At 71.9% G+C, this 22,447-nt stretch carries 19 protein-coding genes and 2 tRNA genes; 11 read left to right on the forward strand and 10 right to left on the reverse strand.

Annotated elements, in window-relative coordinates; all coding sequences use genetic code 11:
- Positions 1–5: 5 nt before the first annotated feature.
- Positions 6–79 (reverse strand) — tRNA-Lys (locus tag OHT01_RS25020).
- A 185-nt stretch (positions 80–264) separates the two neighbouring features.
- On the opposite strand from OHT01_RS25020, the gene OHT01_RS25025 reads away from it, so the two are divergent.
- The 6 genes from OHT01_RS25025 to OHT01_RS25050 all read left to right on the forward strand — a co-directional run bounded on the left by OHT01_RS25025 (position 265) and on the right by OHT01_RS25050 (position 7,874).
- On the forward strand, positions 265–1,608 hold the full coding sequence (locus OHT01_RS25025; protein WP_328555355.1) for a peptidoglycan-binding protein: 1,344 nt from the start codon (positions 265–267) through the stop codon (positions 1,606–1,608).
- Positions 1,609–1,669: 61 nt separating this feature from the next.
- Positions 1,670–2,857, forward strand: a complete 1,188-nt coding sequence (locus OHT01_RS25030) for an SPFH domain-containing protein (protein WP_328555356.1) — start codon at positions 1,670–1,672, stop codon at positions 2,855–2,857.
- 139 nt (positions 2,858–2,996) lie between these two features.
- The gene (locus OHT01_RS25035; protein WP_328555357.1) at positions 2,997–3,635 is read left to right on the forward strand and encodes a lytic polysaccharide monooxygenase auxiliary activity family 9 protein; all 639 of its coding nucleotides are present in this window, start codon (positions 2,997–2,999) and stop codon (positions 3,633–3,635) included.
- Positions 3,636–3,768: 133 nt separating this feature from the next.
- Positions 3,769–4,239 (forward strand): DUF3592 domain-containing protein, encoded by a 471-nt coding sequence (locus OHT01_RS25040; RefSeq protein ID WP_328555358.1) that lies wholly within the window; start codon positions 3,769–3,771, stop codon positions 4,237–4,239.
- Between the two features lie 102 nt (positions 4,240–4,341).
- Positions 4,342–6,072 carry an AMP-binding protein gene (locus tag OHT01_RS25045; RefSeq protein WP_328555359.1) on the forward strand — a complete coding sequence of 577 codons (1,731 nt, stop codon included), beginning with the start codon at positions 4,342–4,344 and terminating at the stop codon, positions 6,070–6,072.
- Between the two features lie 500 nt (positions 6,073–6,572).
- Positions 6,573–7,874 (forward strand): M18 family aminopeptidase, encoded by a 1,302-nt coding sequence (locus OHT01_RS25050; RefSeq protein WP_328555360.1) that lies wholly within the window; start codon positions 6,573–6,575, stop codon positions 7,872–7,874.
- A gap of 51 nt (positions 7,875–7,925) precedes the next feature.
- On the opposite strand, the gene OHT01_RS25055 is transcribed toward OHT01_RS25050, so the two are convergent.
- The 6 genes from OHT01_RS25055 to ehuB form a co-directional block, all read right to left on the reverse strand.
- Positions 7,926–7,999 (reverse strand) — tRNA-Lys (locus OHT01_RS25055).
- Between the two features lie 204 nt (positions 8,000–8,203).
- Positions 8,204–8,962 carry an IclR family transcriptional regulator gene (locus OHT01_RS25060; RefSeq protein WP_328555361.1) on the reverse strand — a complete coding sequence of 253 codons (759 nt, stop codon included), beginning with the start codon at positions 8,960–8,962 and terminating at the stop codon, positions 8,204–8,206.
- Between the two features lie 253 nt (positions 8,963–9,215).
- Positions 9,216–9,983, reverse strand: a complete 768-nt coding sequence (gene ehuA / locus OHT01_RS25065) for an ectoine/hydroxyectoine ABC transporter ATP-binding protein EhuA (protein ID WP_328558255.1) — start codon at positions 9,981–9,983, stop codon at positions 9,216–9,218.
- Positions 9,984–10,041: 58 nt separating this feature from the next.
- Positions 10,042–10,692 (reverse strand): ectoine/hydroxyectoine ABC transporter permease subunit EhuD, encoded by a 651-nt coding sequence (ehuD, locus tag OHT01_RS25070; RefSeq protein WP_328555362.1) that lies wholly within the window; start codon positions 10,690–10,692, stop codon positions 10,042–10,044.
- A complete protein-coding gene (gene ehuC, locus OHT01_RS25075; RefSeq protein WP_328555363.1) occupies positions 10,689–11,432 on the reverse strand; it encodes an ectoine/hydroxyectoine ABC transporter permease subunit EhuC in 744 nt (247 codons plus the stop codon). The genes ehuD and ehuC overlap by 4 nt, the downstream gene beginning before the upstream one ends.
- Positions 11,429–12,358 carry an ectoine/hydroxyectoine ABC transporter substrate-binding protein EhuB gene (gene ehuB / locus OHT01_RS25080; RefSeq protein ID WP_328555364.1) on the reverse strand — a complete coding sequence of 310 codons (930 nt, stop codon included), beginning with the start codon at positions 12,356–12,358 and terminating at the stop codon, positions 11,429–11,431. The genes ehuC and ehuB overlap by 4 nt, the downstream gene beginning before the upstream one ends.
- 97 nt (positions 12,359–12,455) lie before the next feature.
- Here ehuB and OHT01_RS25085 point away from each other — a divergent pair, with 97 nt between their 5' ends.
- Positions 12,456–12,950: a DUF3830 family protein gene (locus OHT01_RS25085; protein WP_328555365.1), complete on the forward strand. Its 495-nt coding sequence runs from the start codon at positions 12,456–12,458 to the stop codon at positions 12,948–12,950.
- Positions 12,951–12,953: 3 nt separating this feature from the next.
- Here the strand turns inward: OHT01_RS25085 and OHT01_RS25090 are convergent, their stop codons facing one another.
- Positions 12,954–14,363 carry an amidase gene (locus tag OHT01_RS25090; RefSeq protein ID WP_328555366.1) on the reverse strand — a complete coding sequence of 470 codons (1,410 nt, stop codon included), beginning with the start codon at positions 14,361–14,363 and terminating at the stop codon, positions 12,954–12,956.
- 19 nt (positions 14,364–14,382) lie between these two features.
- Entirely contained in the window at positions 14,383–15,366 is a 984-nt protein-coding gene (locus OHT01_RS25095; protein WP_328555367.1) for a D-2-hydroxyacid dehydrogenase, read from the reverse strand.
- 202 nt (positions 15,367–15,568) lie between these two features.
- On the opposite strand from OHT01_RS25095, the gene OHT01_RS25100 reads away from it, so the two are divergent.
- The 3 genes from OHT01_RS25100 (at position 15,569) to OHT01_RS25110 (ending at position 18,453) form a co-directional block, all read left to right on the forward strand.
- Positions 15,569–16,348 (forward strand): maleate cis-trans isomerase family protein, encoded by a 780-nt coding sequence (locus OHT01_RS25100; RefSeq protein ID WP_328555368.1) that lies wholly within the window; start codon positions 15,569–15,571, stop codon positions 16,346–16,348.
- A complete protein-coding gene (locus OHT01_RS25105; protein WP_328555369.1) occupies positions 16,345–17,076 on the forward strand; it encodes a maleate cis-trans isomerase family protein in 732 nt (243 codons plus the stop codon). Before OHT01_RS25100 ends, OHT01_RS25105 begins: the two co-directional genes overlap by 4 nt.
- A gap of 243 nt (positions 17,077–17,319) precedes the next feature.
- The gene (locus tag OHT01_RS25110; RefSeq protein ID WP_328555370.1) at positions 17,320–18,453 is read left to right on the forward strand and encodes an LLM class flavin-dependent oxidoreductase; all 1,134 of its coding nucleotides are present in this window, start codon (positions 17,320–17,322) and stop codon (positions 18,451–18,453) included.
- 121 nt (positions 18,454–18,574) lie between these two features.
- Here OHT01_RS25110 and OHT01_RS25115 read toward each other — a convergent pair whose 3' ends face one another.
- The gene (locus OHT01_RS25115; RefSeq protein ID WP_328555371.1) at positions 18,575–20,512 is read right to left on the reverse strand and encodes a putative bifunctional diguanylate cyclase/phosphodiesterase; all 1,938 of its coding nucleotides are present in this window, start codon (positions 20,510–20,512) and stop codon (positions 18,575–18,577) included.
- A gap of 323 nt (positions 20,513–20,835) precedes the next feature.
- On the opposite strand from OHT01_RS25115, the gene OHT01_RS25120 reads away from it, so the two are divergent.
- Positions 20,836–22,395: a M6 family metalloprotease domain-containing protein gene (locus OHT01_RS25120; RefSeq protein WP_328555372.1), complete on the forward strand. Its 1,560-nt coding sequence runs from the start codon at positions 20,836–20,838 to the stop codon at positions 22,393–22,395.
- Positions 22,396–22,447 lie beyond the last annotated feature (52 nt).

Below are 22,447 nucleotides of genomic sequence, written 5' to 3' on the forward strand. Positions count from 1 at the left end.
GTCGGTGCGCCGCCAGGGACTCGAACCCCGGACCCGCTGATTAAGAGTCAGCTGCTCTAACCAACTGAGCTAGCGGCGCCTGCTGACGCGAAAACTCTACCTGACCCGCGGGGGTGCTCGTGACCGCGGGGGAGGGCTCCATGGCAGGTGGGGGCGGTCACGTACATCATTCGGACCGTCAACGTGCGCCACCGGACGTCAGTTGAGAAACTGACGAATGTGCAGAATTGCGGACATTTCTATCTGGAGCGTGAAGGGCGTCGCATGAAGACTCCGGTATTCGAGGAACTCGATCCCTCGGGTGACTGCGACTGCCCCGGATGCGTTCACTGGCGGCGCGTCCTGCCCCTTTCCTCTCCCTCCCGGCCCCGGCCGTCCGGTCCACCGGGCCGTCAGGCTTCCCTCGCCCACGTTCTCGGCCTCGCCGGGATGGCGCGAACCCCCATGGCCCTCGCGATGGCCGCCACGGCGGGCACGGTCCTCGGCGCGCTGCCGGCGGCCGCCGCCGTGTACGGACCCGCCCGGCCCGGCGTTCCCCCGGCCGACGAACACGACACCCCCCAGGGCCACAGGGCACCGCTGCACGGCCCGGCCGGGAAACCGGCGCTGCCCGCCAGGCCGGACACGGCGGTCCGGGCGCCCGCCACCACCCGGGCCGCGATCATCAGCCGGGCCATGACCTGGATCGACGCGCAGGTGCCGTACAGCATGGACGACTACTGGCGGGACGGGTACCGGCAGGACTGCTCCGGCTTCGTCTCGATGGCCTGGAACCTGCCGGGCAACGAATGGACCGGCAGTCTCGACAGCTTCGGCGTGAAGATCACCCGGGACCGGCTCCAGCCGGGCGACATCCTGCTCTTCCACAACCCCGACAACCCCGAGAAGGGCTCGCACGTCGTCATCTTCGGGGGCTGGACGGACTACACGCACACCCAGTACGTCGCCTACGAGCAGACGCCGCCGAACGCCAGGAAGAAGTCCACCCCGTACGCGTACTGGACGAACTCGGACCACTACGTGCCCTATCGCTACAAGGGGATCACCGAGGGCGCGGGCGGTCCGCTGCCGTCCACGTCGACCCGCTATCCGGGGGCCGCGTACTTCGGGACCGGCGCGAACAACGCCTACGTCACCCAGCTCGGCCGGCTCCTGGTGGACCGGGGCGCGGGCCGCTTCTACAGCAAGGGGCCGGGGCCGCGCTGGTCGGCGGCGGACCAGCGGGCCACCCAGGCGTTCCAGCGGGCGCAGGGCTGGACGGGGGCGGACGCGGACGGGCGGCCGGGGCCGAGGACGTGGTCGTACCTGGTCGGCAGGAAGGGCAGGAACATCCCCGCGGTGGCAGGGGGGCCGGGCGGCTCGCCCGCCGTGCCCGGCTACCCGGGGCGCGCGGTGTTCCGGCCGGGAGCGAACGGCGCCCATGTCACCCAGCTCGGAAAGCAGCTCGTCAAGAAGGGGTTCGGTACCTACTACAAGACCGGCCCGGGGCCGCGCTGGGGCGAGGCGGACCGGCGCAACGTCGAGGCGTTCCAGCGGGCCCAGGGCTGGCGCGGCGGGGCGGCCGACGGCTACCCGGGACCGGAGACCTGGCGGCGGCTCTTCTCCTGAGCGGGCCGGGTCCCGCACGGCTCGTGAACACACTTCCAGGCGCGGAGGCATGGAGGCAGCTATGAGTACGACGACGTCAGACACCCCTGAGTCCGAGGGGGCGCCCTCGGTGGAACCCCGGTCCGACACGGCGGCCGAGGGCGGCGGCGGTCACCGGCCCGCTCGGCTCATCCACAACGAGGTCACCACCGAGATCCCCGTCCATCTGCTCTTCCGCGACGACCCCGACCCGGTGTCCGTGCCGCTCGCGCCCGCCGTCGTGGGCCGTCGGCGCGGCACCGGCGAGCAGCCGAGGATCAGGCGGGCCGCGTCCGGCCGGCCGCCCCGACCGGTGCCGGAGGTCGACCCCGAGCTGGTCGAACGGCCCGCCCGGGTACTGCCCGGAGCGGCTGGTGTGCTGGCAGGGGCCTGCGGTGTGGCCGGATGTGGCCTCACCACCTGGTGGGCGGGTGTGCTGCCGCCCGCCGTGCTGGCGGCCCTGGAACTGCCCGGGTCGGCGGGCGCCGGGCTCGGGCCCGCGCAGTGGGCCGCGTACGCCGGGGCGGGTGCCCTCGGCCTGTTCGGCTTCGGCGGTCTCGCCCGCGGCCGGACCGGGCGGGCCTGGGTGCTCGGTCTGTTCGGGCGCTATCGCGGCACGGTCCGGCGCACCGGTCTGATGTGGCTCAACCCGCTGGTGCTGCGCCGCCGGGTCGACGTGCGGCTGCGGCACTGGCGCAGCGAGCCGATGTCCGTGGTCGACGCGAACGGGGTCGAGTTGCGGGTGGTCGTCCTCGTCGTGTGGCGCGTCAAGGACACCGCGCGGGCCACGCTCGCGGTCGACGACCACCGGACGTATCTGCGCGAGTGCGTGGAGGCGGCCCTGTCCCGGGTGCTCTCGCAGTTGCCGGCCGAACTGCCGCCCGCCGTGATCAGGGACCTGACCCTGCGCAACACGGACGCGGTCGGCGAGGCGCTGACCCGGATGGTGGCCGCGGACACGGCCCCGGTCGGCCTGGAGGTGTTCTCCGCGCAGCCGACCCGGATCGAGTACGCGCCCGAGATCGCGGCCGTGATGCAGCGTCGCCGGATCGCGGCCCTGGACGCCCAGCATCGTGACAGCGTGCTCGGCTCGGTGGTCGACTCGGTCGAGGACACGGTGACCCGGCTGACCCTGCGGGGGCTGGTCGAACTGGACGACTACGAGCGCAAGGCGTTGGTGAAGGACCTGACGGTGGCGTTCTGCACGGGGCGCGGGGAGGTGTCGTCGTAGACCGCCGGGGCGGGGCGGACAGGTCCGCGATTGGTATGGACATGTTCAACTACCCGCAATAATCTGGTACTTGGTCTAGACCTGAACACCGCGCGCACGGCTCACGGGAACATCCCCCACGTCCTCCAGGAGCGGCAGCATGCGCACACGGACGAACCAGTCCCGCACCAGCAGGAAAGCGAAGACGTACGCGGCGGCCCTCGGCCTCGCCACGGCGGGCACCTTCGTGCTCTCCACCGGCGGAGCCAGCGCCCACGGCTACACCGACCAGCCTCTCAGCCGGCAGAAGATGTGCGCCGCGAACGGCGGCATCGTCGCCAACTGCGGTGACATCCAATGGGAGCCGCAGAGCGTCGAGGGCCTCAAGGGCTTCCCGGCGGCGGGCCCGGCCGACGGCCAGATCTGCTCCGGGAGCCACACCAACTTCAGCCAGCTCGACCAGCCCAAGACCCCCGCGGGCACGGCCTGGCCGACGACCAAGGTCACCGCGGGCCAGACCTACACCTTCCGCTGGCAGTTCACGGCGATGCACGCGACGACCGACTTCAAGTACTTCATCACCAAGACCGGCTGGAACCAGAACCACGCGCTGACCCGCGCGGACCTGGAGACCACCCCGTTCCTGACGGTCCCCTACAACGGACAGCGCCCCCCGTCCACGCTCACGCACACCGGCACCCTGCCGAGCGGCAGGACCGGACACCACATCATCCTCGGGGTGTGGACGGTCGCGGACACGACGAACGCGTTCTACTCCTGCGCGGACGTCACCTTCTGACACCCGCGGTCCCCGGCCCGGAGTTCTGAGCCTTCCTTGAGGCGCGGGCGCCATCGGCGCGGGTATGTTCCCCGCACGTCGACTCGACCAGGTCGGCGTGCGGGGAGCAGTATCCGACCATCGGGGGACCGTCATGAGTGTGTTCTTGTACGCCGTTCCAAGCGTGATCATCGTCGTGGTGCTGCTCGGCGCGGCCGCGACGTTGCGCCGCTCGCTGGAGCTGCGCCGTGCCTGGAACAGTGGGCTGACCGCGGAGGCGCGCTGCCTGCGCTCGTACACGACGGTCAGCGGGGGCGGCAACGACACCTCGGTCCACACGACCCTGCACCACGTCTACGAGTTCACGACGAACAAGGGCCGCGCGATCCGCTTCGAGGAGGCGCACGGCCCCTCGACGGTCGTCGAGGGCGACATCGTCACCGTGCACTACACCGCCCAGCGACCCGAGAAGGCCACGGCGCAGCCGCCGAGCCCGGTCAAGGCGGCCGCGGGCACCATCGGCATGCTGGTGTTCTTCGGCTTGATCGTCGCCTTCTGCGTCGGCTTCATGATCACCTACCACGTGGAGTCCTCGGGCGGCGATTCCTTCATGGGCGGGAGCTGACCGAGCCGGCCGGGCCGCCGAGTGAGGGGCCTGCGGTCCGGCCGGAGTCGGGGCGCGCACGACCCTCCCTATCTGACGGAGCGTCAATTACCTTACGTGTTCATGGGGTTCAGTGGGCGTACCGTCGGGGAACTCGTGCGGGAGCGGTGGGGTGACCACCGGCCGGGGCTGTGGTTCGAAGGCCGGGTCGTCAGCCATCACCAGGTGGCGGCGGGCGCGGCGGCGCGCGCGGCCCTGCTCGCCGAACTGCTGCCGCCCGGCGCGGAGCCGCATGTGGGGGTACTGCTCGACAACACCCCCGAATATCCTCTGTGGTTGAGCGCGGCAGCCCTCGCCGGTGCGGCCGTCGCCGGGATCAACCCGACCCGGCGCGGCCCCGAACTGGCCCGCGACATCCTGCACACCGAGTGCCGCGTCCTGGTCACCGAGCGGACCCACCTGCCCCTCCTCGACGGACTCGAACTGCCGGGCGTACGTGTCCTGGTGACCGACACGGACGCGTACGCCGACCTCCTGAAGGCCTACGAGGGCGCGCGGCCGGACACCGGCGGGGCGGGCCCGGACAGCCGCTTCCTCCTTCTCTTCACGTCCGGTTCGACCGGCGCGCCCAAGGCCGCGATCTGCACCCAGGGCAGGATCGCCGCCGCCGGACGCTCACTCGTCGACCACTTCGGGGTGCGCGAGGACGACACCCACTACATCTGCATGCCGATGTTCCACGGCAACGCCGTGATCGCCGACTGGGCCCCGGCGCTGGCGGCCGGCGCGGGGATCGCGCTGCGGCGCCGCTTCTCGGCGTCCGGGTTCCTTCCCGACGTACGGGCCTGCGGGGCCACGTACTTCACCTACGTCGGCCGTGCCGTGCAGTATCTGCTGGCCACGCCCGCCCGCCCCGACGACGGCGACAATCCGCTGCGCAGGGGGTTCGGGACGGAGGCCGGCGCGGTCGACGCGGCCGCCTTCGAGAAGCGCTTCGGGGCGCGGCTCGTCGAGGGGTACGGCTCCTCCGAGGGCGGCGCCGCCATCCAGCGCACACCCGGCACTCCGGCAGGGGCGATCGGGCGGGCGGCGCCCGCCGACGACCTCGCGGTGATCGACCCGAGGACCCGGCGCGAGTGCCCGCCCGCGGTCTTCGCCGAGGACGGCCGCCTGCTCAACGGGACCGACGCGATAGGGGAGTTGGTGAACCGTGGCGCCAGCCCCTTCGAGGGCTACTGGCGCAACCCCGACGCCGACGCGGCCCGGCGCCGGGGCGGGAACCCCTCGCCGGGCCGTGTCGGAGAGGGGGAGGGGGAGGGCGAAGCAGGGAAAACGGGGGAGGGGGACGGCTGGTACTGGACCGGTGACCTCTTCTACCGGGACGCCGACGGCTTCCTCTACTTCGCCGGACGCACCGACGACCGGCTCCGGGTCGACAGCGAGAACCTCGCCGCCGCGATGATCGAGAACATCCTCGCCCGGTACGGGGACGCCGCCGCCGTCGCGGTGTACGCCGTGCCCGATCCGGTGGCGGGCGACCAGGTGATGGCGACGCTGGCCCTGACGGAGGGGGCCCGCTTCGACCCCTCGGCCTTCGCCGCGTTCCTGCTCGACCAGCCGGACCTGGGCACGAAGATGGCGCCCCGGTTCCTGCGGATCGCGGAACGGATGCCCGTCACCGCCACCAACAAGATCCACCGGGTGGGCCTGCGGCGCGAGGGCTTCCGCTGTCCGGACCCGGTGTGGTGGCGGCCCCCGGGAGAGCGGGAGTACCGCCCCCTGACGGCGACGGACCTGGACAGGCTGCTCAGCCGGTACCGGGCGCGCGGCCGGGAGGAGTTGCTGACGCGCTGACGGTCCGGACGACGCGTCGGCCGGTCCGGAACCTGTGGCCCAGGGGCGCTCCGCGTACCCCCAGGGACGCCCGCCGCTCCGCACCCGCCGGCCACCCGCGCCGCCCCGCGTCGAACGGGCCTGTCGTGCGGGCCTGTCGGCGGGGGCGGGTGACCTGGCCGGTGTCTTTCGAACGACGTCGAAGTGAGGCATCCCCGGCGCTTCACGCGGGGAGGATATCCGGGCACGTGCGCCGAGAGGTGCGTGCGGCGGGGGCCCGAGTCGAGCGAAGAAGGGCGTTGCGTTGCCTGATCCGGGTCGCGGACACGGAAGCCGCGGGGCGTCGCCGCCCCGGCACGCGTCCGCGTCGGTGGTGTCCGTGGTGCCGGTGACGAGGGTGATACCGGTGACGCGTGGTTCGCGGTCCGACCTGCGGTTTGTCATGCCCCTGCCCCTCCAGCGCCCCTCCACCCCCACCTCCACCCTCGACCACAACCCTCGACAGAACCCGAAAGGCACTCATGTCCCCCACGCATGACCCACTCGACCGCGGCCACAATGACGATCTGCTCGGCTTCGTCAGAGCCAGCCCCTCGCCGTACCACGTGGTGGCGAGCGCGGCGCAGCGCCTGGAGAAGGCGGGTTTCGCGGAGTTGCGGGAGCGGGACGACTGGACGTCCGGAGCCGTGGGAGGCCGGTACGTGGTCCGCGGGGGAGCCCTGCTCGCCTGGTACGCCCCACCGGGCGCTCCCGCCCGTACCCCGTTCCGCATCGTCGGCGCCCATACCGACTCACCGAACCTGCGGGTCAAGCCGACGCCGGACACCGGTTCGGCGGGATGGCGGCAGATAGCCGTCGAGATCTACGGCGGTGTGCCGCTCAACACCTGGCTCGACCGGGATCTGGGCATCTCGGGACGGCTGGCCCTGCGCGACGGCTCGACCCGGCTGGTCTGTGTCGACAAGCCGCTGCTGAGGGTGCCGCAGCTCGCCATCCACCTCGACCGGACCGTCAACGAGGGGCTCGCCCTGGACCGGCAGCGGCACATGGCCCCGCTGTGGGGGCTCGGCGACTCCCGGCCCGGCGCCCTGCTCGGCCGGATCGCGGACGAGGCCGGTGCCGACGCCGACGAGGTCCTCGGCTGGGACCTGATGCTGCACGACATCCAGCCGCCCGGATACCTGGGCGCGGACGAGGAGTTCATCGTCGCGCCACGTCTGGACAACCAGATCTCCGTGCACGCCGGTGTCAGCGCCCTGGTCGCCGCCGCAGGCGCCGCGCGGCCGCCCGCGCACATCCCGGTGCTCGCCGCCTTCGACCACGAGGAGGTCGGCAGCGGATCGGAGTCCGGCGCCCAGGGCCCCTTCCTGGAAAGGGTGCTGGGCCGTGTCGTGACCGCCCGGGGCGGCGGGGCCGAGGACTTCAACCGTGCCCTCGCCGGCGCCCTGTGCGTCTCCTCGGACATGTCCCACGCCGTCCACCCCAACTACGCCGAACGCCACGACCCGGATCACCGCCCGCTGCCCAACGGCGGGCCCGTGATCAAGGTCAACGTCAACCAGCGGTACGCCACCGACGGCACGGGCGTCGCGGCCTTCGCCGCCGCGTGCGAACGGGCCGGAGTGCCGTGGCAGCCGTTCGTCTCCCACAACGCGATGCCGTGCGGGACGTCGATCGGCCCGATCACCGCGGCCCGCCTCGGCGTGGCGACGGTCGACGTGGGCGTGGCCGGACTGTCGATGCACTCGGCGCGCGAGCTGTGCGGGGCCCGGGATCCGGGGCTGCTGGCGCGGGTGCTGACCGAGTTCGTCACGTCGGAGTAGGCCGGGACATGCGTGAAGGCCCCCCACTTGCGTGGAGGGCCTTCACCAAGGTGCGCCGCCAGGGACTCGAACCCCGGACCCGCTGATTAAGAGTCAGCTGCTCTAACCAACTGAGCTAGCGGCGCATGACTCTCGCCTCCCGCTTTCGCGGTCGGCGACAAAAGAAATACTACCTGGTCCGCCGGGGTGCTTCCGACCACCCGGGCGGCCGCCCGTCCCATCGTCCGGCCGACCGCGGGGCCGACCCTCCGCTCCGGCCGCCGGGCGGATCGGCCGCAGCCCCTGCGGGGGCCCGGTGCACGGCCTGTGCGGGCCCGGTGCGGTCGCTGTCAGATCGCGAGGGACAGCAGTACCGGAGTCGCGCCGCGGTTCAGCGTGTCCGCGGCGCGGCGGAGCCGGTGGGCGTGCTCGACCGGGAGGGACAGGGCCAGGCAGCCGACCGAGGAGCCGGCGGTGATCGGGACGGCCGCGCAGACCGTGCCGATCGCGTACTCCTGGAGGTCGAGCACGGGCACGGTGGCCGGCTGGGAGTCGAGACGGGACAGCAGGAGCCGCTCGCTGGTGATGGTCCGCGAGGTGAGGCGGGCCATCTTGTGGCGGGCGAGGTGGTCGCGGCGGCCGTTGTGGTCGAGCTGGCCGAGCAGGCTCTTGCCGACCGCGCTGGCGTGCGCGGAGGAGCGGAAGTCGACCCACTCGTTGACCGCGGGGGACGCCGGGCTGTCCGCGTACTGGGTGACGTGCACTTCGCCGTCGATGTAGCGGCTGAGATAGATGGCGGCGCCGACCGAGTCGCGGAGCCGGTCGATCGTCTGCTGGAGCTTGTCGCGCAGGGCCTGTTGGCGGCCCTGGGCGGAACCGAGGCGGCTGAGGGCGGCGCCGGTGACGTACGCGCCGTCCGCGACCTGTTCGACGTAACCCTCGCGGCGGAGCATGCGCAGCAGCGCGGTCAGCCGGTCGGCGCCGAGGCCGGCCCGGCGGGCGAGTTCGGCCTCCGTGACGCCGGTGGTGTGCCGGGACACCGTCTCCAGCACCCGCAGGGCGTCCTGAGCCGAGTGGTACGGCGCGGTCGGCTCGTTCATCAGCGCCACGGTTTCCCCCTGCGCTTCATGGACCGGCTCAAAAATGACGCCGGCCCGGACAGCTGGGCTCACTCCACGATAACCGTCAAGGAGCCTTCTGCGGGTGTCTGTTGACGAGATTGGTGGTGCGCTCCATGCCTCTCAGCAGGAGCGCACCACTCTGGCATATGTCAAGGGCATGGAGCGTCGGGCATGCCCCAGCGGCCGGACCTCCGGCCTTCCGGCATGTGCTCCCCCTCCGCCCCTCGTTCACTCCCGGACTTCAGAGGACCGCGCCGAGGAATTCCCTGGTCCGCTCGTGCTCCGGATCGCCGAAGATCCGCTCCGGCGGGCCGGATTCGATGACGTGGCCGGAATCGAACATCAGGACCTGGTCCGAGATGTCCCGGGCGAAATTCATCTCGTGGGTCACACAGAGCATCGTGATGTCCGTGGTGCGGGCGATGTCACGCAGGACGTCGAGGACCCCCGCGACCAGCTCGGGGTCGAGCGCCGACGTCACCTCGTCCAGCAGCAGGATCTGCGGCCGCATCGCCAGCGCGCGGGCGATGGCCACGCGCTGCTGCTGGCCGCCGGAGAGCCGGCCGGGCCGGTCGTCGCACTTGTCCGCGAGCCCGACCAGGTCGAGCAGTTCGCGGGCGCGCTCCTCCGCCTCGTCCCTGGACAGGCCGAGTACTGTGACGGGCGCCTCGGTGACGTTCCTCAGCACGCTCATGTTCGGGAAGAGGTTGAACTGCTGGAAGACCATCCCGATCTTCTTGCGGACCTCGCGGACCCGCTTCTCGTCCGCGGGGAACAGCCGGTCCCCGGCGACCGTGATCGTCCCCTCGTCCGGCCGGGTCAGGGTCATCAGCAGCCGCAGGATCGTCGTCTTGCCGGAGCCGGACGGGCCGATCAGCGTGACGTGCTTCCCGGAGTCGACACGGAAGTCGAGCCCGTCGAGGACGGTGTTGTCCCCGAAGCGCTTGGTGACCTTGTCGAAGCGGATCAGCTCGCTGCCGTCCACCGGGGGATTCGCGAGATCTGTCAAAGGGCTGGTCCCGGCGTTCGTGCCGGAGTTCGGGCCGGCGTTCACGCCGGTGTTCGTGTCAGCGGACAAGGCGTCGCTCCAGGGCTCGCAGCAGCAGGGAAGCCGGGTAGGAAATGAGGATGAAGGCCACACCGATGACCGTGAGCGGCTCCGTGAACTGGAAGTGCTGCTGCGAGTACAGCCGTGCCTCGCCGAGCATCTCCAGCACGGTGACCGTCATCAGCATCGGGGTGTCCTTGAGCATCGCGATGACGTAGTTGCCGAGCGCCGGCACCACACGGCGGACCGCCTGCGGCAGGATCACCGCAGTCCAGGTGCGCCGCACGGGCAGGCCGAGCGCCGTGGCGGCTTCCCACTGGCCGGCGGGCACGCCCTCGATGCCGGCCCGGTAGACCTGCATCGTGTACGTCGAGTAGTGCAGTCCGATCGCGATCACACCGGTGGTCAGCGCGGAGAACGTGATGTTCCACTCGGGCAGCACGTAGAAGAGGAAGAACAACTGCACCAGCAGCGGGGTGTCGCGCACGAACTCGGTGACCACCCCGACCGGCCAGCGCACCCAGCGGGTCGGGGCCCGCATCAGCAGCGCCCACACCAGACCCAGCGTGAACGAGATCACCGAACCGAGGGCCAGTGCCTTCAGGGTCACCAGCAGGCCGTCCCGGAAGTGCGGCATGAAGTCGCCGACGGCGTTCCAGTCCCAGGTCATGAGGCACCTCCGCCCGCGGTGGCACCGGCACCGGCGCCCACGGCCGCCGTCCCGGGCCGCTTCGGCTCGCGCGCGGCCGTGCCGCGCTCCGGCTCCTTGCCGACCCCGGCCCTGAGCCGCTTCTCCAGCCCGCGCATCAGCCGGGTGAGCAGGAAGGCGATGACGAAGTAGATGAGCAGGACGTACGTGTAGACCTCCGCGCTCTGCTGGAGCGCGAGGCGCACCAGGTTGGCGCTGAACGTCAGATCGCCCATGCCCATCACGGAGACCAGCGCCGTGCCCTTGAGGAGCTCGACCAGCAGGTTGGAGAAGGGCGGGATCATCTCGGGCACCGCCTGCGGCAGCAGGATCAGCCGCATCCGCTGCCAGGGCGTGAAGCTGAGCGCGATCCCGCCCTCACGCTGCGCCGGGTCGACCGCGTTCAGCGCTCCGCGCACGATCTCGGAGCCGTACGCCCCGTACGTCAGCCCCAGGGCCAGCGTGCCCGCCCACAACGGGACGAGCTGCCAGCCGAAGGCGAGCGGCAGCACGAAGTACACCCAGAAGATCATGATGAGGGCGGAGGTGCCGCGGAACACCTCGGTGTAGAAGCCCGCGAGGAAGCGGACGATCCACCGCCGCGAGGTGCGCGCGATTCCGGCGAGGAAGGACATGGCGCCGGCCAACAGAGCGCTGAAGAACAGCAGTTGGACGGTGACCCAGACGCCTTTGAGGACGAGTTCCCAGAGTCCCGATGTCATCCGCGGCAGAGCTCCTTCGCGGTCATGTCGGTCATCTCGGCCTTGGTGAATCCGAACGGCCGCAGGATGCGGAAGAGTTCGCCGCTCTCCTTCAGTTTCCGCAGCTCGGCGTTGAAGGCGTCCCGCAGCCCCGTCTCCGGCGAGCGGAACGCGAAGCCGCCGCCGTCGACGTGCGGCTTGCCCTTGACCAGCGGCGCGAAGGGCTTCGTGCTCTCGGCCTTGCCGGACTTCCGCACCACCTCGCGGACGGTCAGCGCGGTCCCCGCGAAGACGTCGGCGCGTCCCGCCTCGACCGCGTTCAGCCCGGCCACCTGGTCGGGCACGATCAGGATGTCGCTCTCCTTGTACCCGGCCCCGACCGCGTACTGGATCTCCGCGTAGCCGGTGCCCGTGGCGAACCTGGCCCGCTTCGCCACGACGTCCTTGTAGTCGTGCAGCCCCTTCGGATTGCCCTTGCGCACGATGAACGCGTCGAGCATCTGGTAGTCGGGGTCCGAGAAGATGACCTGTTCGCAGCGGTCCGCGTTGATGTACATCCCGGCGGACACGACGTCGAACTGCTGGGAGTTGAGCCCGGGTATCAGCGAGCCGAACTCGGTCGGCACCGGCTGGACCCGGTCGACGCCCAGCCGTTTGAAGACGGCCTTCGCCAGTTCCGGTGCCTCACCGGTGAGCCGGCCGTCCCGGTCGATGTAGCCGAACGGGATCTCGCCCGCTATGCCCAGGCGTACGACGCCCTGCGCCCTCAGCCGGCCGAGGAGATCACCGCCCTCCGTCCCGGACGCCGTGGCCACGCGACTGCAGCCGGCGGCGCCGAGCGCACCGAGCGCCGCGACCCCCGCGAGCAGCGACCGGCGGGTCGTCCCGGACGGGTGTCTGTCGTTTCCACGTGTGTTCCCACGTGCTGTTCCAAGTGGTGGAGCCATGGCCGCGCGGCTACCCGGGACCATGCGATGTATTCGGGCCGCTTCCGGCCTCGTCCGCGCCCGCTGCGCTCTTGACCGCCGCGGGACCATGGAACGCATGGCTGCTCGATTCATCGAAGTCTCGCTGGTCAAGAGTGGTGTGCACGGCACCGCGAAACTCTTCGACGACCGCGCGCCGATCACCTGCGCGACGGTGTGGGACGCGCTCCCGCTGAGCGGCGACGTGTACCACGCGAAGTACGCGCGCAATGAGATCTACGCGCTCTTCCCCCCTTTCACGGCATCGGAGCCACCGCTGGAGAATCCGACCGTCACTCCCATACCCGGAGATCTCTGCTATTTCTCCTTCGCGGGAACGGAGTTGGGCACCAAGGCCTACGGCTACGACGCCGAGGTCCGTCCCGGCACCACCGTGGTGGACCTCGCGTTCTTCTACGAACGCAACAACCTGCTGCTCAACGGGGACGTGGGCTGGGTCCCGGGCATCGTCTGGGGGCAACTGGTCGACGGCCTCGACGCGATGGCCGAGGCCTGCAACGACCTGTGGCGCTCCGGTGCCGCGGGGGAGACGCTCAGCTTCCGGCGACTCTAGGACTCAGGACAGCGGCAGCGGCGGTGGTGCCACCCCGGCGACCCCCGCCTCGTACAGCGCGTGCGCCGTCCGCAGGACGAGGTCGTCCCGGTGCCGGGCGGCGACGATCTGCAGGCCCACCGGCAGACCCTCGCCGTCCACGCCGACCGGGACCGTCGCCGCGGGCTGCTGCGTCAGGTTGAAGGGGTACGTGAACGGGGTCCAGCCCGTCCAGCGGCGCAGGCCCGACCGGGCCGGGACCTCGACACCCGCCCCGAACGCCGTCAGCGGCAGGGTGGGCGTGACCAGCACGTCGTACGAGGTGTGGAACAGGCCCATCCGGCGGCCGAGCGCCATCCGGACGTCCGTCGCGGCGAGATGGTCGAGCGCGCTGAAGCGGGCGCCGGCCCCGCAGATCTCCCGCAGCCCCGGATCGAGCAGGGCCCGGCGGTCGGCACCGAGCCGCTGGGTCACCCGGGCCGCCCCGCTGAACCACAGGGTGTGGAAGGCGTCCACCGGATCGGCGAAGTCGGGGTCGGCCTCGGTGACACGCGCGCCGAGACCCGCCAGGCGCTCCACCGTCCGCCGTACCGCCGCCGCGACGGCCGGGGCGACCGGGACCTGCCCGCCCAGGGACGGCGAAAAGGCGACCCGCAGTCCCCGCACACCGGCGTCGAGGGCGTCCACGAAGGAACCGTCGGCCGGCCCCAGCGCCGACCAGTCGCGGGCGTCCGGTGTCCCGATCACGTCCAGCATCAGGGCAGCGTCGGCGGCGTCCCGGGTCATCGGGCCCACGTGCGCGAGCGTCCCGAAGGCGCTCGCCGGATACAGCGGCACCCTGCCGTACGTCGGCTTCAGCCCGAAGATCCCGCAGAAGGCGGCCGGGATACGGACGCTGCCGCCGCCGTCCGTGCCGAGCGACAGCGGGCCCGCGCCCAGCGCCACGGCCGCCGCGCTGCCTCCGCTGGAGCCGCCCGCGGTGCGCGTGACGTCGTACGGGTTGCGCGTCACCCCCGACAGGGGAGAGTCCGTGACGCCCTTCCAGCCGAACTCGGGCGTCGTCGTCTTGCCCAGGAACACCGCGCCGTGCTCGCGCAGCCGGGCCACGGACGGCGCGTCCTCCTCCCAACGGCCCCCCGCGCCGGTGGTCCTGGAGCCGCGCAGCGTCGGATGCCCGCGCAGCAGCAGGATGTCCTTGACCGTGACGGGCACGCCGTCCAGCAGGCCCGCGGGCTCGCCCCGCCGCCAGCGGTCCGCCGACTCCCGCGCCCGGACCAGGGCTTCGTCCGTGAGGAGCGTGACGAACGCGTTCACCGCCGGCTGCGCGCGGCCCGCTCTCTCCAGGGCCGCGCGCGTCACCTCCTCGGGGCTGAATTCGCCCTTGCGGTACCCGTCGACGAGTTGTACCGCCGTCAGCTCGGTGAGTTCCGGCATCGGTCCCTCCCAAGGCAGTTCAGTGTCCGGGTACGTACCCGCGCTTCTTGTCGACCACGTTCGACAGCGGCTTGCCCGCCGCCCAGCGCTCGTACAACTCCACGAACTGCTCACCGAGTTCGTCCCGCCAGCCCACCGTGTCACCGCTCATGTGCGGCGACACGATCAGACCCGGGACCTCCCACAACGGGCTGTCGCGGCCCAGCGGTTCGTGCTGGAAGACATCGAGGGCCGCACCCGCGATCCACCGCTTCGACAACGCCTCGGCGAGCGCCTCCTCGTCGACGAGCTGTCCGCGCCCGACGTTGATGAAGCGGGCCGAGGGCTGCATCACCCCGAAGCGCCGTGCCCCGAACATCCCGCGCGTCTGCGCGGTGAGCGGAGCCGCGGACACCACCCAGTCGGCGCGCGCCATCAGCCGGTCCAGCTCCTCGGGGCCGTGGACACCGGTGCGCGGGACCCGCCCCACCAGGGCCGTCGTGACATCGAGCGCCTTGAGGGAGCGGACGATGGCCCGCCCGATCGGCCCGGACCCCACGACACAGGCGCGGGTCCCGGCCACCCGCTGCGACTCGCGGTGCCGCCACTCGTGCCGCCGCTGCAGGTCCCAGGTCCGCGGCAGGTCCTTCGCCATGGCGAGGACCAGAGCGGTGACGTACTCGGCGATCGGCCGGTCGAAGATGCCGCGCGCGTTGGTCACCACCGTGTCGGAGGCGGCGAGCTCGGGACACATCAGATGGTCCACGCCCGCGCTCGCGGTGTGCACCCAGCGCGGCCGGGGCCCCTCGCCCGGCCAGGCGCGGCGCACCGCGTGGGAGGTGAAGTCCCACACGAGCAGCGCGTCCGCGTGCGGCAGCCGCTCCGCGAGCGTGGACTCGTCGGCGTGCTCGATCCGTACGCGCCCGGTGAGCCGGCCGAGCCGGGGGAGCGGGTCGGCGTCCAGGACGAGCAGGGTGGCCGGGGCCGACGGGTGGGGCGCGCCGGGGGACATACGGGCGTTCATCGGGAGAAACCGTTTCGCAATGCGGGTCCGCTTCTCTGGGAGATCCTGGGGCGACATGACCGTGGAGACATGCGGGCGAACGGGGCCGAGCCGTCTGAGATGCGCGGATTGACCACGCTCGCACCCGAACCTACCTTCGTCAACACGGGCCCGCATACGGTCCGTTGCCCGCCTGATTCCCTCTCCGAGGCCGGTGCCTGCCATGGACGTTTCCTTTCTCGGCGGTCCGCATCCGCAGCGCGGGGTCGGCGTGGTCGCCCCGTTCGACTTCGCCCTAGACCGCGAGCTCTGGCGGTGGGTCCCGGACGACGTCTCCCTGCATCTGACCCGCACCCCGTTCGTGCCGGTCGAGGTCGGCCTGGACCTGGCCCGCCTGGTCTCCGAGCACGAGACCCTCGGCGACGCGGTCCGTGCGCTGAACGCGGTCGCGCCCGAGGTCGTCGCGTACGCGTGCGCGTCGGGCAGTTTCGTCGGCGGGATCGCGGGTGAGCGGGCGATGCGCGAGGCGATGACCCGCGCGGGCGCGCTGCCCTCGCTCACCACCTCCGGCGCCCTCCTCGCAGCCCTGGGGGAGCTCGGCGCACGCCGGATCGCCCTGGTCACCCCCTACACGGTCTCGGTCACCCAGTCCCTGGAGGAGTACCTCGCGGAGGCCGGCGTCACCGTCACCGACCGCGCCTTCATGGGCCTGACCAGGCACATCTGGAAGGTCCCGTACCGCGATGTGGCCACCATGGCCCGCCGGGCGGCCCGGGGCGCGGCGGACGCCCTCTTCATCAGCTGCACCAACCTTCCGACGTACGACGTCATCCCCCAGCTGGAGGCGGAACTGCGGATCCCGGTGATCTCGGCCAACCAGGTGACGATGTGGGCAGCGCTGCGCCAACTGGGTACCCGGGCGGTGGGCCCCTATCAGCGGCTGATTGATCCGGCCGCCCGCCGGGGACCCGTACTTCCCGAAGAACAGGAAGGTTGGGCATGACCGCACTCGGATTCCTCTACCCGGGCCACTCGGCCGAGGACGACTACCCGCGCATGGAGCAGCTCCTCGGCAGCGACATCCGCCTGACCGTCGTCCACACGGACATCGGGGAGGACGCGCACCGCGTGGACGCGCTCCTCGAAATGGGCTCGGCGCAACGCCTCGCGGCGGGCGTCGAGGAGCTGCGCCTGTCCGGGGCGGAGGCCGTGGTCTGGGCGTGCACCAGCGGCAGCTTCGTGTACGGGCTCCAGGGCGCCCACGAGCAGGTCCGCGGCCTCGCCAGGGCGGCCGGCCTGCCGGCGTCCTCGACGTCCTTCGCCTTCGCGCACGCGGCGCGGGAGATCGGGGCGCACCGGGTCGCGATCGGGGCGACCTACCCCGACGACGTGACCGCGCTCTTCGCCGCGTTCCTGAAGGACACCGGCACGGAGGTGGTGGCGGTACGCGGTTCCGGTGTCGTCACCGCCGCCGAGGTCGCCGACTGGGACTACGACCAGGTCCTCGGCCTGGCCCGTGCGGTGGACCGCCCGGACGCCGACGCGATCCTCCTCCCGGACACGGCCCTGCACACCGCCTCCCACCTCGCGGCCCTGGAGAAGGACCTCGCCAAGCCGGTCCTCACCGCGAACCAGGTCACCGTCTGGGAAGCGCTGCGCCTGACGGACCGCCGAGTGAACGCCCCGGAACTCGGCACCCTTTTCACCAGGGAACCGATCGTCCAGGCGTAGACCCAGAAGGGTTCAGCCCCTCCGGCGCAATCCAGCCCCTCCGGCGTTCGAGGAGCGGGGTCCGGGGGCGGAGCCCCGGAGGACGGGAAGGGGCGGAGGGGCGAGAATCGTCGCCCCTCCGCCCCACCCGGGGAAAGCCGCCCTCCGGGCCCCGCCACCCGGAGGGCGCCCGGGGAATAACCGGAGCCACCCTCCTGTTCGTGCTCGCAGGACACCAACGCGTACGCAACAGGAGGCACCCCGGTGGACGAGACGGCCGAGACGGGCGAGATCCGAGGCACGGCACAGGGCACCGCCCCCGTCCCCCTCTCCGTGCTGGACCTGGTCACCGTGGGCGCGGGCCGCACCGCGACCGACGCGCTCCGCACCAGCGTCCGGATCGCCCGTCTCGCGGAATCCCGCGGCTTCAACCGCTACTGGGTCGCCGAACACCACTCGATGCCCGGCGTGGCCAGCTCCTCGCCCGCCGTGATCCTCGCCCACCTGGCCGCCCACACGGACCGCATCCGGCTGGGCTCCGGGGGAGTGATGCTCCCCAACCACGCCCCGCTGGTCATCGCGGAGCAGTTCGGCACCCTGGAGGCGATGGCCCCGGGCCGTATCGACCTGGGCCTCGGCCGCGCCCCGGGCACGGACGGCGCGACGGCCGCCGCGCTGCGCCGTACCCAGCGCCTCAACGAGGGCGCCGACGACTTCCCCGAGCAGCTCGCGGAACTCACCCGCTTCCTGGACGACGACTTCCCCGACGGCCACCCCTACGCCCGCATCCACGCCGTTCCCGGGCCCGTCCAGTCGACCTCGCCGGGCGGGGTCCAGTCCCCGCACCGGCCCCCGGTCTGGCTGCTCGGTTCCTCCGGCTTCAGCGCCCGCCTCGCCGGAGCGCTGGGCCTCCCGTTCGCCTTCGCGCATCACTTCTCGGCGCAGAACACGATTCCGGCCCTGGACCTCTACCGGGAGTCCTTCCGGCCGAGCGCGGTCCTCGACGCCCCGTACGCCCTCATCGGTGTCTCCGCCCTCGCCGCGGACGAGGAGAAGGAGGCCCGCCGCCAAGTGCTGGCCGCCGCGCTGAACATGGTCCGCCTGCGCACCGGCCGCCCGGGTCTCGTGCCGACGCCGGAGGAGGCGGAGGCCTACGAATTCAGCCCCATGGAGCGGGAGTTCGTCGACTCCTGGAACTCAAACGTCATCCACGGCACGGCCGACGAGGTCCGCGCCGGCCTCGACGACCTCCAGAAGCGCACCGGCGCCGACGAGTTGATGATCACGGGCAACGCGCACAGCGGTGACGTCCGGCTGCGTTCGTACGAACTGATCGCGGACGCCTACGGGTTGGCGAACGGCCAGGACGGCCAGGACAGCCAGGACAGCCAGGCCTGAGAATCACTCAGGCCTGGGGACCAGGACGCTCACGCCCGGGAGTCCGGCCGGCGGGTCGGAAAGCGGTGAGCGGGGCTCGCTCCTGAGAGCGGGCCCGCAGGCCCGAGGGCGCGAGCGTCGCTCATGCCCGAGGGCAGGCGGCCGACATCAGGAGTGCGGAGATCCGCTCCGGCGCCACCGGCCGGGAGTACAGCCAGCCCTGGCCGGTGTCGCAGCCGATCCCGCGCAGCCGGGACGCCTGCGAGGCGGTCTCCACGCACTCGGCGGTGACGGTCAGGCCGAGCCGGTGGGCGAGTTGGATGAGCGCCTCGACGATGACCTCGTCTGCCGGGTTGGGATGGGCGGACGAACCGTCGGCGTTCTCGTACTGGAAGCCGCGGACGAAGGAGCCGTCGAGCTTCAGCACGGACACCGGGAGCCTGCTCAGATAGGCGAGGTTCGAGTAGCCGGTGCCGAAGTCGTCGATGGCGATGCGGACGCCCATGTCGCTGAGCGCCTGGAGGGCCTGGAGCGGCCGGCCCGCCGAACCCATCACCGCCGACTCCGTCAGCTCCAACTGGAGCAGATGCGGGGCCAGTCCGGTCTCCGCCAGGATCTCCGCCACGTCCGCGACCAGGTCGGAGTCCCAGACCTGGCGCACGGCGACGTTGACGCTGACGAAGATCGGCGGGGCGTCCGGGTGGTCCAACTGCCAGCGGCGGGCCTGGCGGCAGGCGGTGGCCAGCACCCAGCGGCCGAGCTGGACGATCGAACCGTCCTCCTCGGCCAGCCCGATGAACCGATTCGGCGTGAGCATCCCGAACCGTGGGTGGTTCCAGCGGACGAGTGCCTCGACCCCGTGCACACCGCCGTCCTCCATGCCCACCAACGGCTGGTATTCCAGGGCGAATTCACCCCGTTCGATGGCCGCGCGCAGGGTGGACGACAGGGCCTGGCGGGTCATGCGGTGCGCGTTGCGCTCCGGGTCGAAGAGCGTCCAGCGGCCCTTGCCGTCCGCCTTCGCCCAGTACAGCGTCGTGTCCGCCGCCTGCATCAGACCGGTCGCGGTCGTGCCGGTGGCGCGCCGCTCGACGACCCCGATCGACGCCGACAGCGACAGCCGCTGCCCCGACAGGTCGAACGGCGCCTGGAGCGACTTCAGTACGGACTCGGCGAGGTCCGCCAACTGGTCGGTGCCCGTGGAATCCTCGACGAGCAGCGCGAACTCGTCCCCGCCCAGCCGCGCCACCAGGGGAGTGGCCGCCCTCGTGAGGCCGGCCTCCTCCGCGCAGCGCGTCAGACGCTCCGCGACCGCCGCGAGCAGCCGGTCCCCGACCCGGTGGCCGAGCGTGTCGTTGACCGCCTTGAAACCGTCGAGGTCCAGATAGCAGAGCCCGATCCGGCCGGTGCCGCCCTCCTCGTACGCCTCCGCCTCCAGAGCCGCCGACAGGCGCTCGAAGAAGAGCGTGCGGTTGGGCAGCCGGGTCACCGGGTCGTGCATCTGCAAGTGGCGCAGCCGCGCCTGGAGTTCACGCCGGGCGCCGATGTCGGTGACCGAGATCAGGACCGCCCGCTCCTGCGGGGGCAGGGGGGCGACCGTGACCTGCACCCAGAGCGCGTGGCCGTCGGGGTGCTTGAGCCGGCGGGTGCAGCGCAGCCTCGCCCGGCTGCCGCCCAGCACCTCGCGGTACGCGTGCCAGATGCGGGCGTCGGAGGTCAGGTCCACCAGATCGGCGGCGACCCGCCCGGCGAACGTCCGCTCCCCGGCGCCGAGCAGCGTGCCCAGCGTCTCGTTGGCGGTGACGACGAGACCCTCGCGGTCGACGACGGCCATCGCGAGGGGAGCGGTGTCGAAGGCCGCCTGGAAGGTGCGGGGTGACGTTCCGTCGGGAACCGCGGCCGGTGCGGGCGCCCCGGAAGGAGTTCCGGGCGTCCCGGGTGGCACGGGTGATACGGAGGGGACGGGTGGGCCGGGAGAGATCCCGGGGGACGTACGAGAAGACGTGTCGATATGACGCTCTGTGACGGTCGGCCGGACGAGGTCTCCCGCGGGCGCCGGCCCTTCGGACGTTCCGCTCACCGCTCGCTCCCGCAGTGCACTCGTTCTTCGTATGGGTCTCTCGGGGCGGTCGGCCGGTGAGGGACGGCCGCACAAGCCGTGTCCGTGCAGGAAAGTGTGCCGATCATAGAGGCTGACTCCGGACGGTGCAGCCACTGTCCAGTGTCCCGGAACAACCACCCGTTCTGACAGATCGTTTCTGCCTGTATCTGGACGGGTTCCCTCCCCGGCCGACCGCATGTGACGTTCCGTGCAGGTCCGGGGGTGTCGGCAGGCGGGCTCTCTCACTCTTCCGGTGCAGACAAACAGGGCGAAGTAGTACAAATTGAATCAGGCTGGGTGCGGTGTCCCGAAATCCGCATCCGGAGGTCGACGTGCCGCGTCCGCTCCCCCTGAGGGCTCTTCCGCGCGAGGCCGTGCGCGGCCTCGCGCGGGACGGGGCGCCCCGCTGGCGCAGCACCGCCGCCCTGTTCACCTCGATGACCGCCCTCGCCGCGACCTCCCTGGTGCCGGGACCCGCGCTCGCCGAGCCGCTCGCGTCCCCCTGCGCCCTGACGCGGACCGAGGCGCACCACTCGGAGGGTGCCAACACCTGGAACACCTCCTATGTGCGGCCCACACGTCCTCTCGACGCCGTGATGGTCTTCCTGTCGTTCCCGGACGCCACCCCGCGCACCACGCCCGCCGAACTGACGGGTGACTACTTCCCGGCGACCAGCCGCTTCTTCGAGCGTGCCTCGTACGGCAGGTTCACGGTCCGCCCGCACCCCCAGCGCGCCTGGATCCGGATGCCGCATCCCTCCACGTCGTACGCCATACGGCGCGACTGGAACGCCGCCGACCGTTCCGCCTATCTGCGCGACGCCCTCTCCGTGGCCGACCCGCAGATCGACTTCTCCCGCTACGACGTCGTCTACTTCGTCGCCGACCCGGACGCTCCGGGCGTCGACTCGGACGCGACGAAGGTCGTCAACCTGGACACGCCCCTGCACGCGGACGGCAAGGACATCCGACGCGTCGTCACGGTTTTCGAGAAGCATCCGCCGGACCGTCTCGTCCTCGCCCACGAGACCGGTCATGTCTTCGACCTGCCCGACCTCTACCACCGCCCCGCCGACGGCAAGGGCGACTGGGACACCTATGTGGGCGACTGGGACCTCATGGGCAGCCAGTTCGGCCTCGCCCCCGACCTCTTCGGCTGGCACAAGTGGCGGCTGGGATGGCTGGAACCGCACCAGGTGGCGTGCGTGGTGGGTTCCGGCACCACCCGGCTGACACTGGAGCCGCTGGAGGCCGGCCCCGTCGACTCCCCGGTCGGTGCGGCCGGTTCTGCGGGTTCGGCCGGCGCGAGCGGAGCGGGCGCCGCCGGCGTCGGGGTGCTGGCGTCCCGCTCCACGGCGCCCGGTCGAACGGGGGCGGCGTTGCAGGGGCCGCGGTTGCCCTCGCGCGGACCGGGGGCGCCCCCCGACGGGACAGCGGGAGCGTCCTCTCGGGCTGTGGGGGGACCGGGCGCGTCCTCGGACGCGGTGGGCGTGGCGGCCCTCCCCGGTTCGCGGATCTTCGGCGCCGGCCGGGGGACCAAGCTGGCGGTGGTCCCGACGGGTCCGGACAGCGCGCTCGCCTTCGAGGCGCGGGGCTCGCAGGGCAACGACGGCTCGTCCTGCGACCAGGGCGTCCTCGTCTACCGGGTGCGCAGCCGGACCGAGTCGGGCAGCGGTCCCATCCAGGTGATCGACGCCCACCCCCGCACCGAGTCCTGCTGGGAGGACTCGGTGTACCCGCCGCTCGCGGACGCGCCCGTGAGCCTCGGCGAGAGCTTCAAGGTGCCGGGCGCGAACGTCCGCGTCACGGTGGAGGACCGGACGGCCTCGGGGGCCTGGACGGTGAAGATCACGACAGGCTGAGCCGCCTTCCGGCAGTACGGTCGCCGAGCGGTCGGTGACCGGTGACTCGTGC

It is taken from the genome of Streptomyces sp. NBC_00358 (assembly GCF_036099295.1).
Lineage (GTDB): Bacteria > Actinomycetota > Actinomycetes > Streptomycetales > Streptomycetaceae > Streptomyces.

What these genes read in the sequence shown, in the direction of transcription:
- OHT01_RS25050 (WP_328555360.1), top strand. Translation starts at nt 6,573, where the DNA reads ATGTCCCCCACGCATGACCCACTCGACCGCGGCCACAATGACGATCTG.
- OHT01_RS25030 (WP_328555356.1), top strand. Translation starts at nt 1,670, where the DNA reads ATGAGTACGACGACGTCAGACACCCCTGAGTCCGAGGGGGCGCCCTCG.
- ehuB (WP_328555364.1), bottom strand. Translation starts at nt 12,358, where the DNA reads ATGGCTCCACCACTTGGAACAGCACGTGGGAACACACGTGGAAACGAC.
- OHT01_RS25090 (WP_328555366.1), bottom strand. Translation starts at nt 14,363, where the DNA reads ATGCCGGAACTCACCGAGCTGACGGCGGTACAACTCGTCGACGGGTAC.
- ehuD (WP_328555362.1), bottom strand. Translation starts at nt 10,692, where the DNA reads ATGACCTGGGACTGGAACGCCGTCGGCGACTTCATGCCGCACTTCCGG.
- OHT01_RS25095 (WP_328555367.1), bottom strand. Translation starts at nt 15,366, where the DNA reads ATGAACGCCCGTATGTCCCCCGGCGCGCCCCACCCGTCGGCCCCGGCC.
- ehuC (WP_328555363.1), bottom strand. Translation starts at nt 11,432, where the DNA reads ATGACATCGGGACTCTGGGAACTCGTCCTCAAAGGCGTCTGGGTCACC.
- OHT01_RS25105 (WP_328555369.1), top strand. Translation starts at nt 16,345, where the DNA reads ATGACCGCACTCGGATTCCTCTACCCGGGCCACTCGGCCGAGGACGAC.
- OHT01_RS25045 (WP_328555359.1), top strand. Translation starts at nt 4,342, where the DNA reads ATGGGGTTCAGTGGGCGTACCGTCGGGGAACTCGTGCGGGAGCGGTGG.
- OHT01_RS25100 (WP_328555368.1), top strand. Translation starts at nt 15,569, where the DNA reads ATGGACGTTTCCTTTCTCGGCGGTCCGCATCCGCAGCGCGGGGTCGGC.
- OHT01_RS25085 (WP_328555365.1), top strand. Translation starts at nt 12,456, where the DNA reads ATGGCTGCTCGATTCATCGAAGTCTCGCTGGTCAAGAGTGGTGTGCAC.
- OHT01_RS25035 (WP_328555357.1), top strand. Translation starts at nt 2,997, where the DNA reads ATGCGCACACGGACGAACCAGTCCCGCACCAGCAGGAAAGCGAAGACG.
- OHT01_RS25025 (WP_328555355.1), top strand. Translation starts at nt 265, where the DNA reads ATGAAGACTCCGGTATTCGAGGAACTCGATCCCTCGGGTGACTGCGAC.
- OHT01_RS25040 (WP_328555358.1), top strand. Translation starts at nt 3,769, where the DNA reads ATGAGTGTGTTCTTGTACGCCGTTCCAAGCGTGATCATCGTCGTGGTG.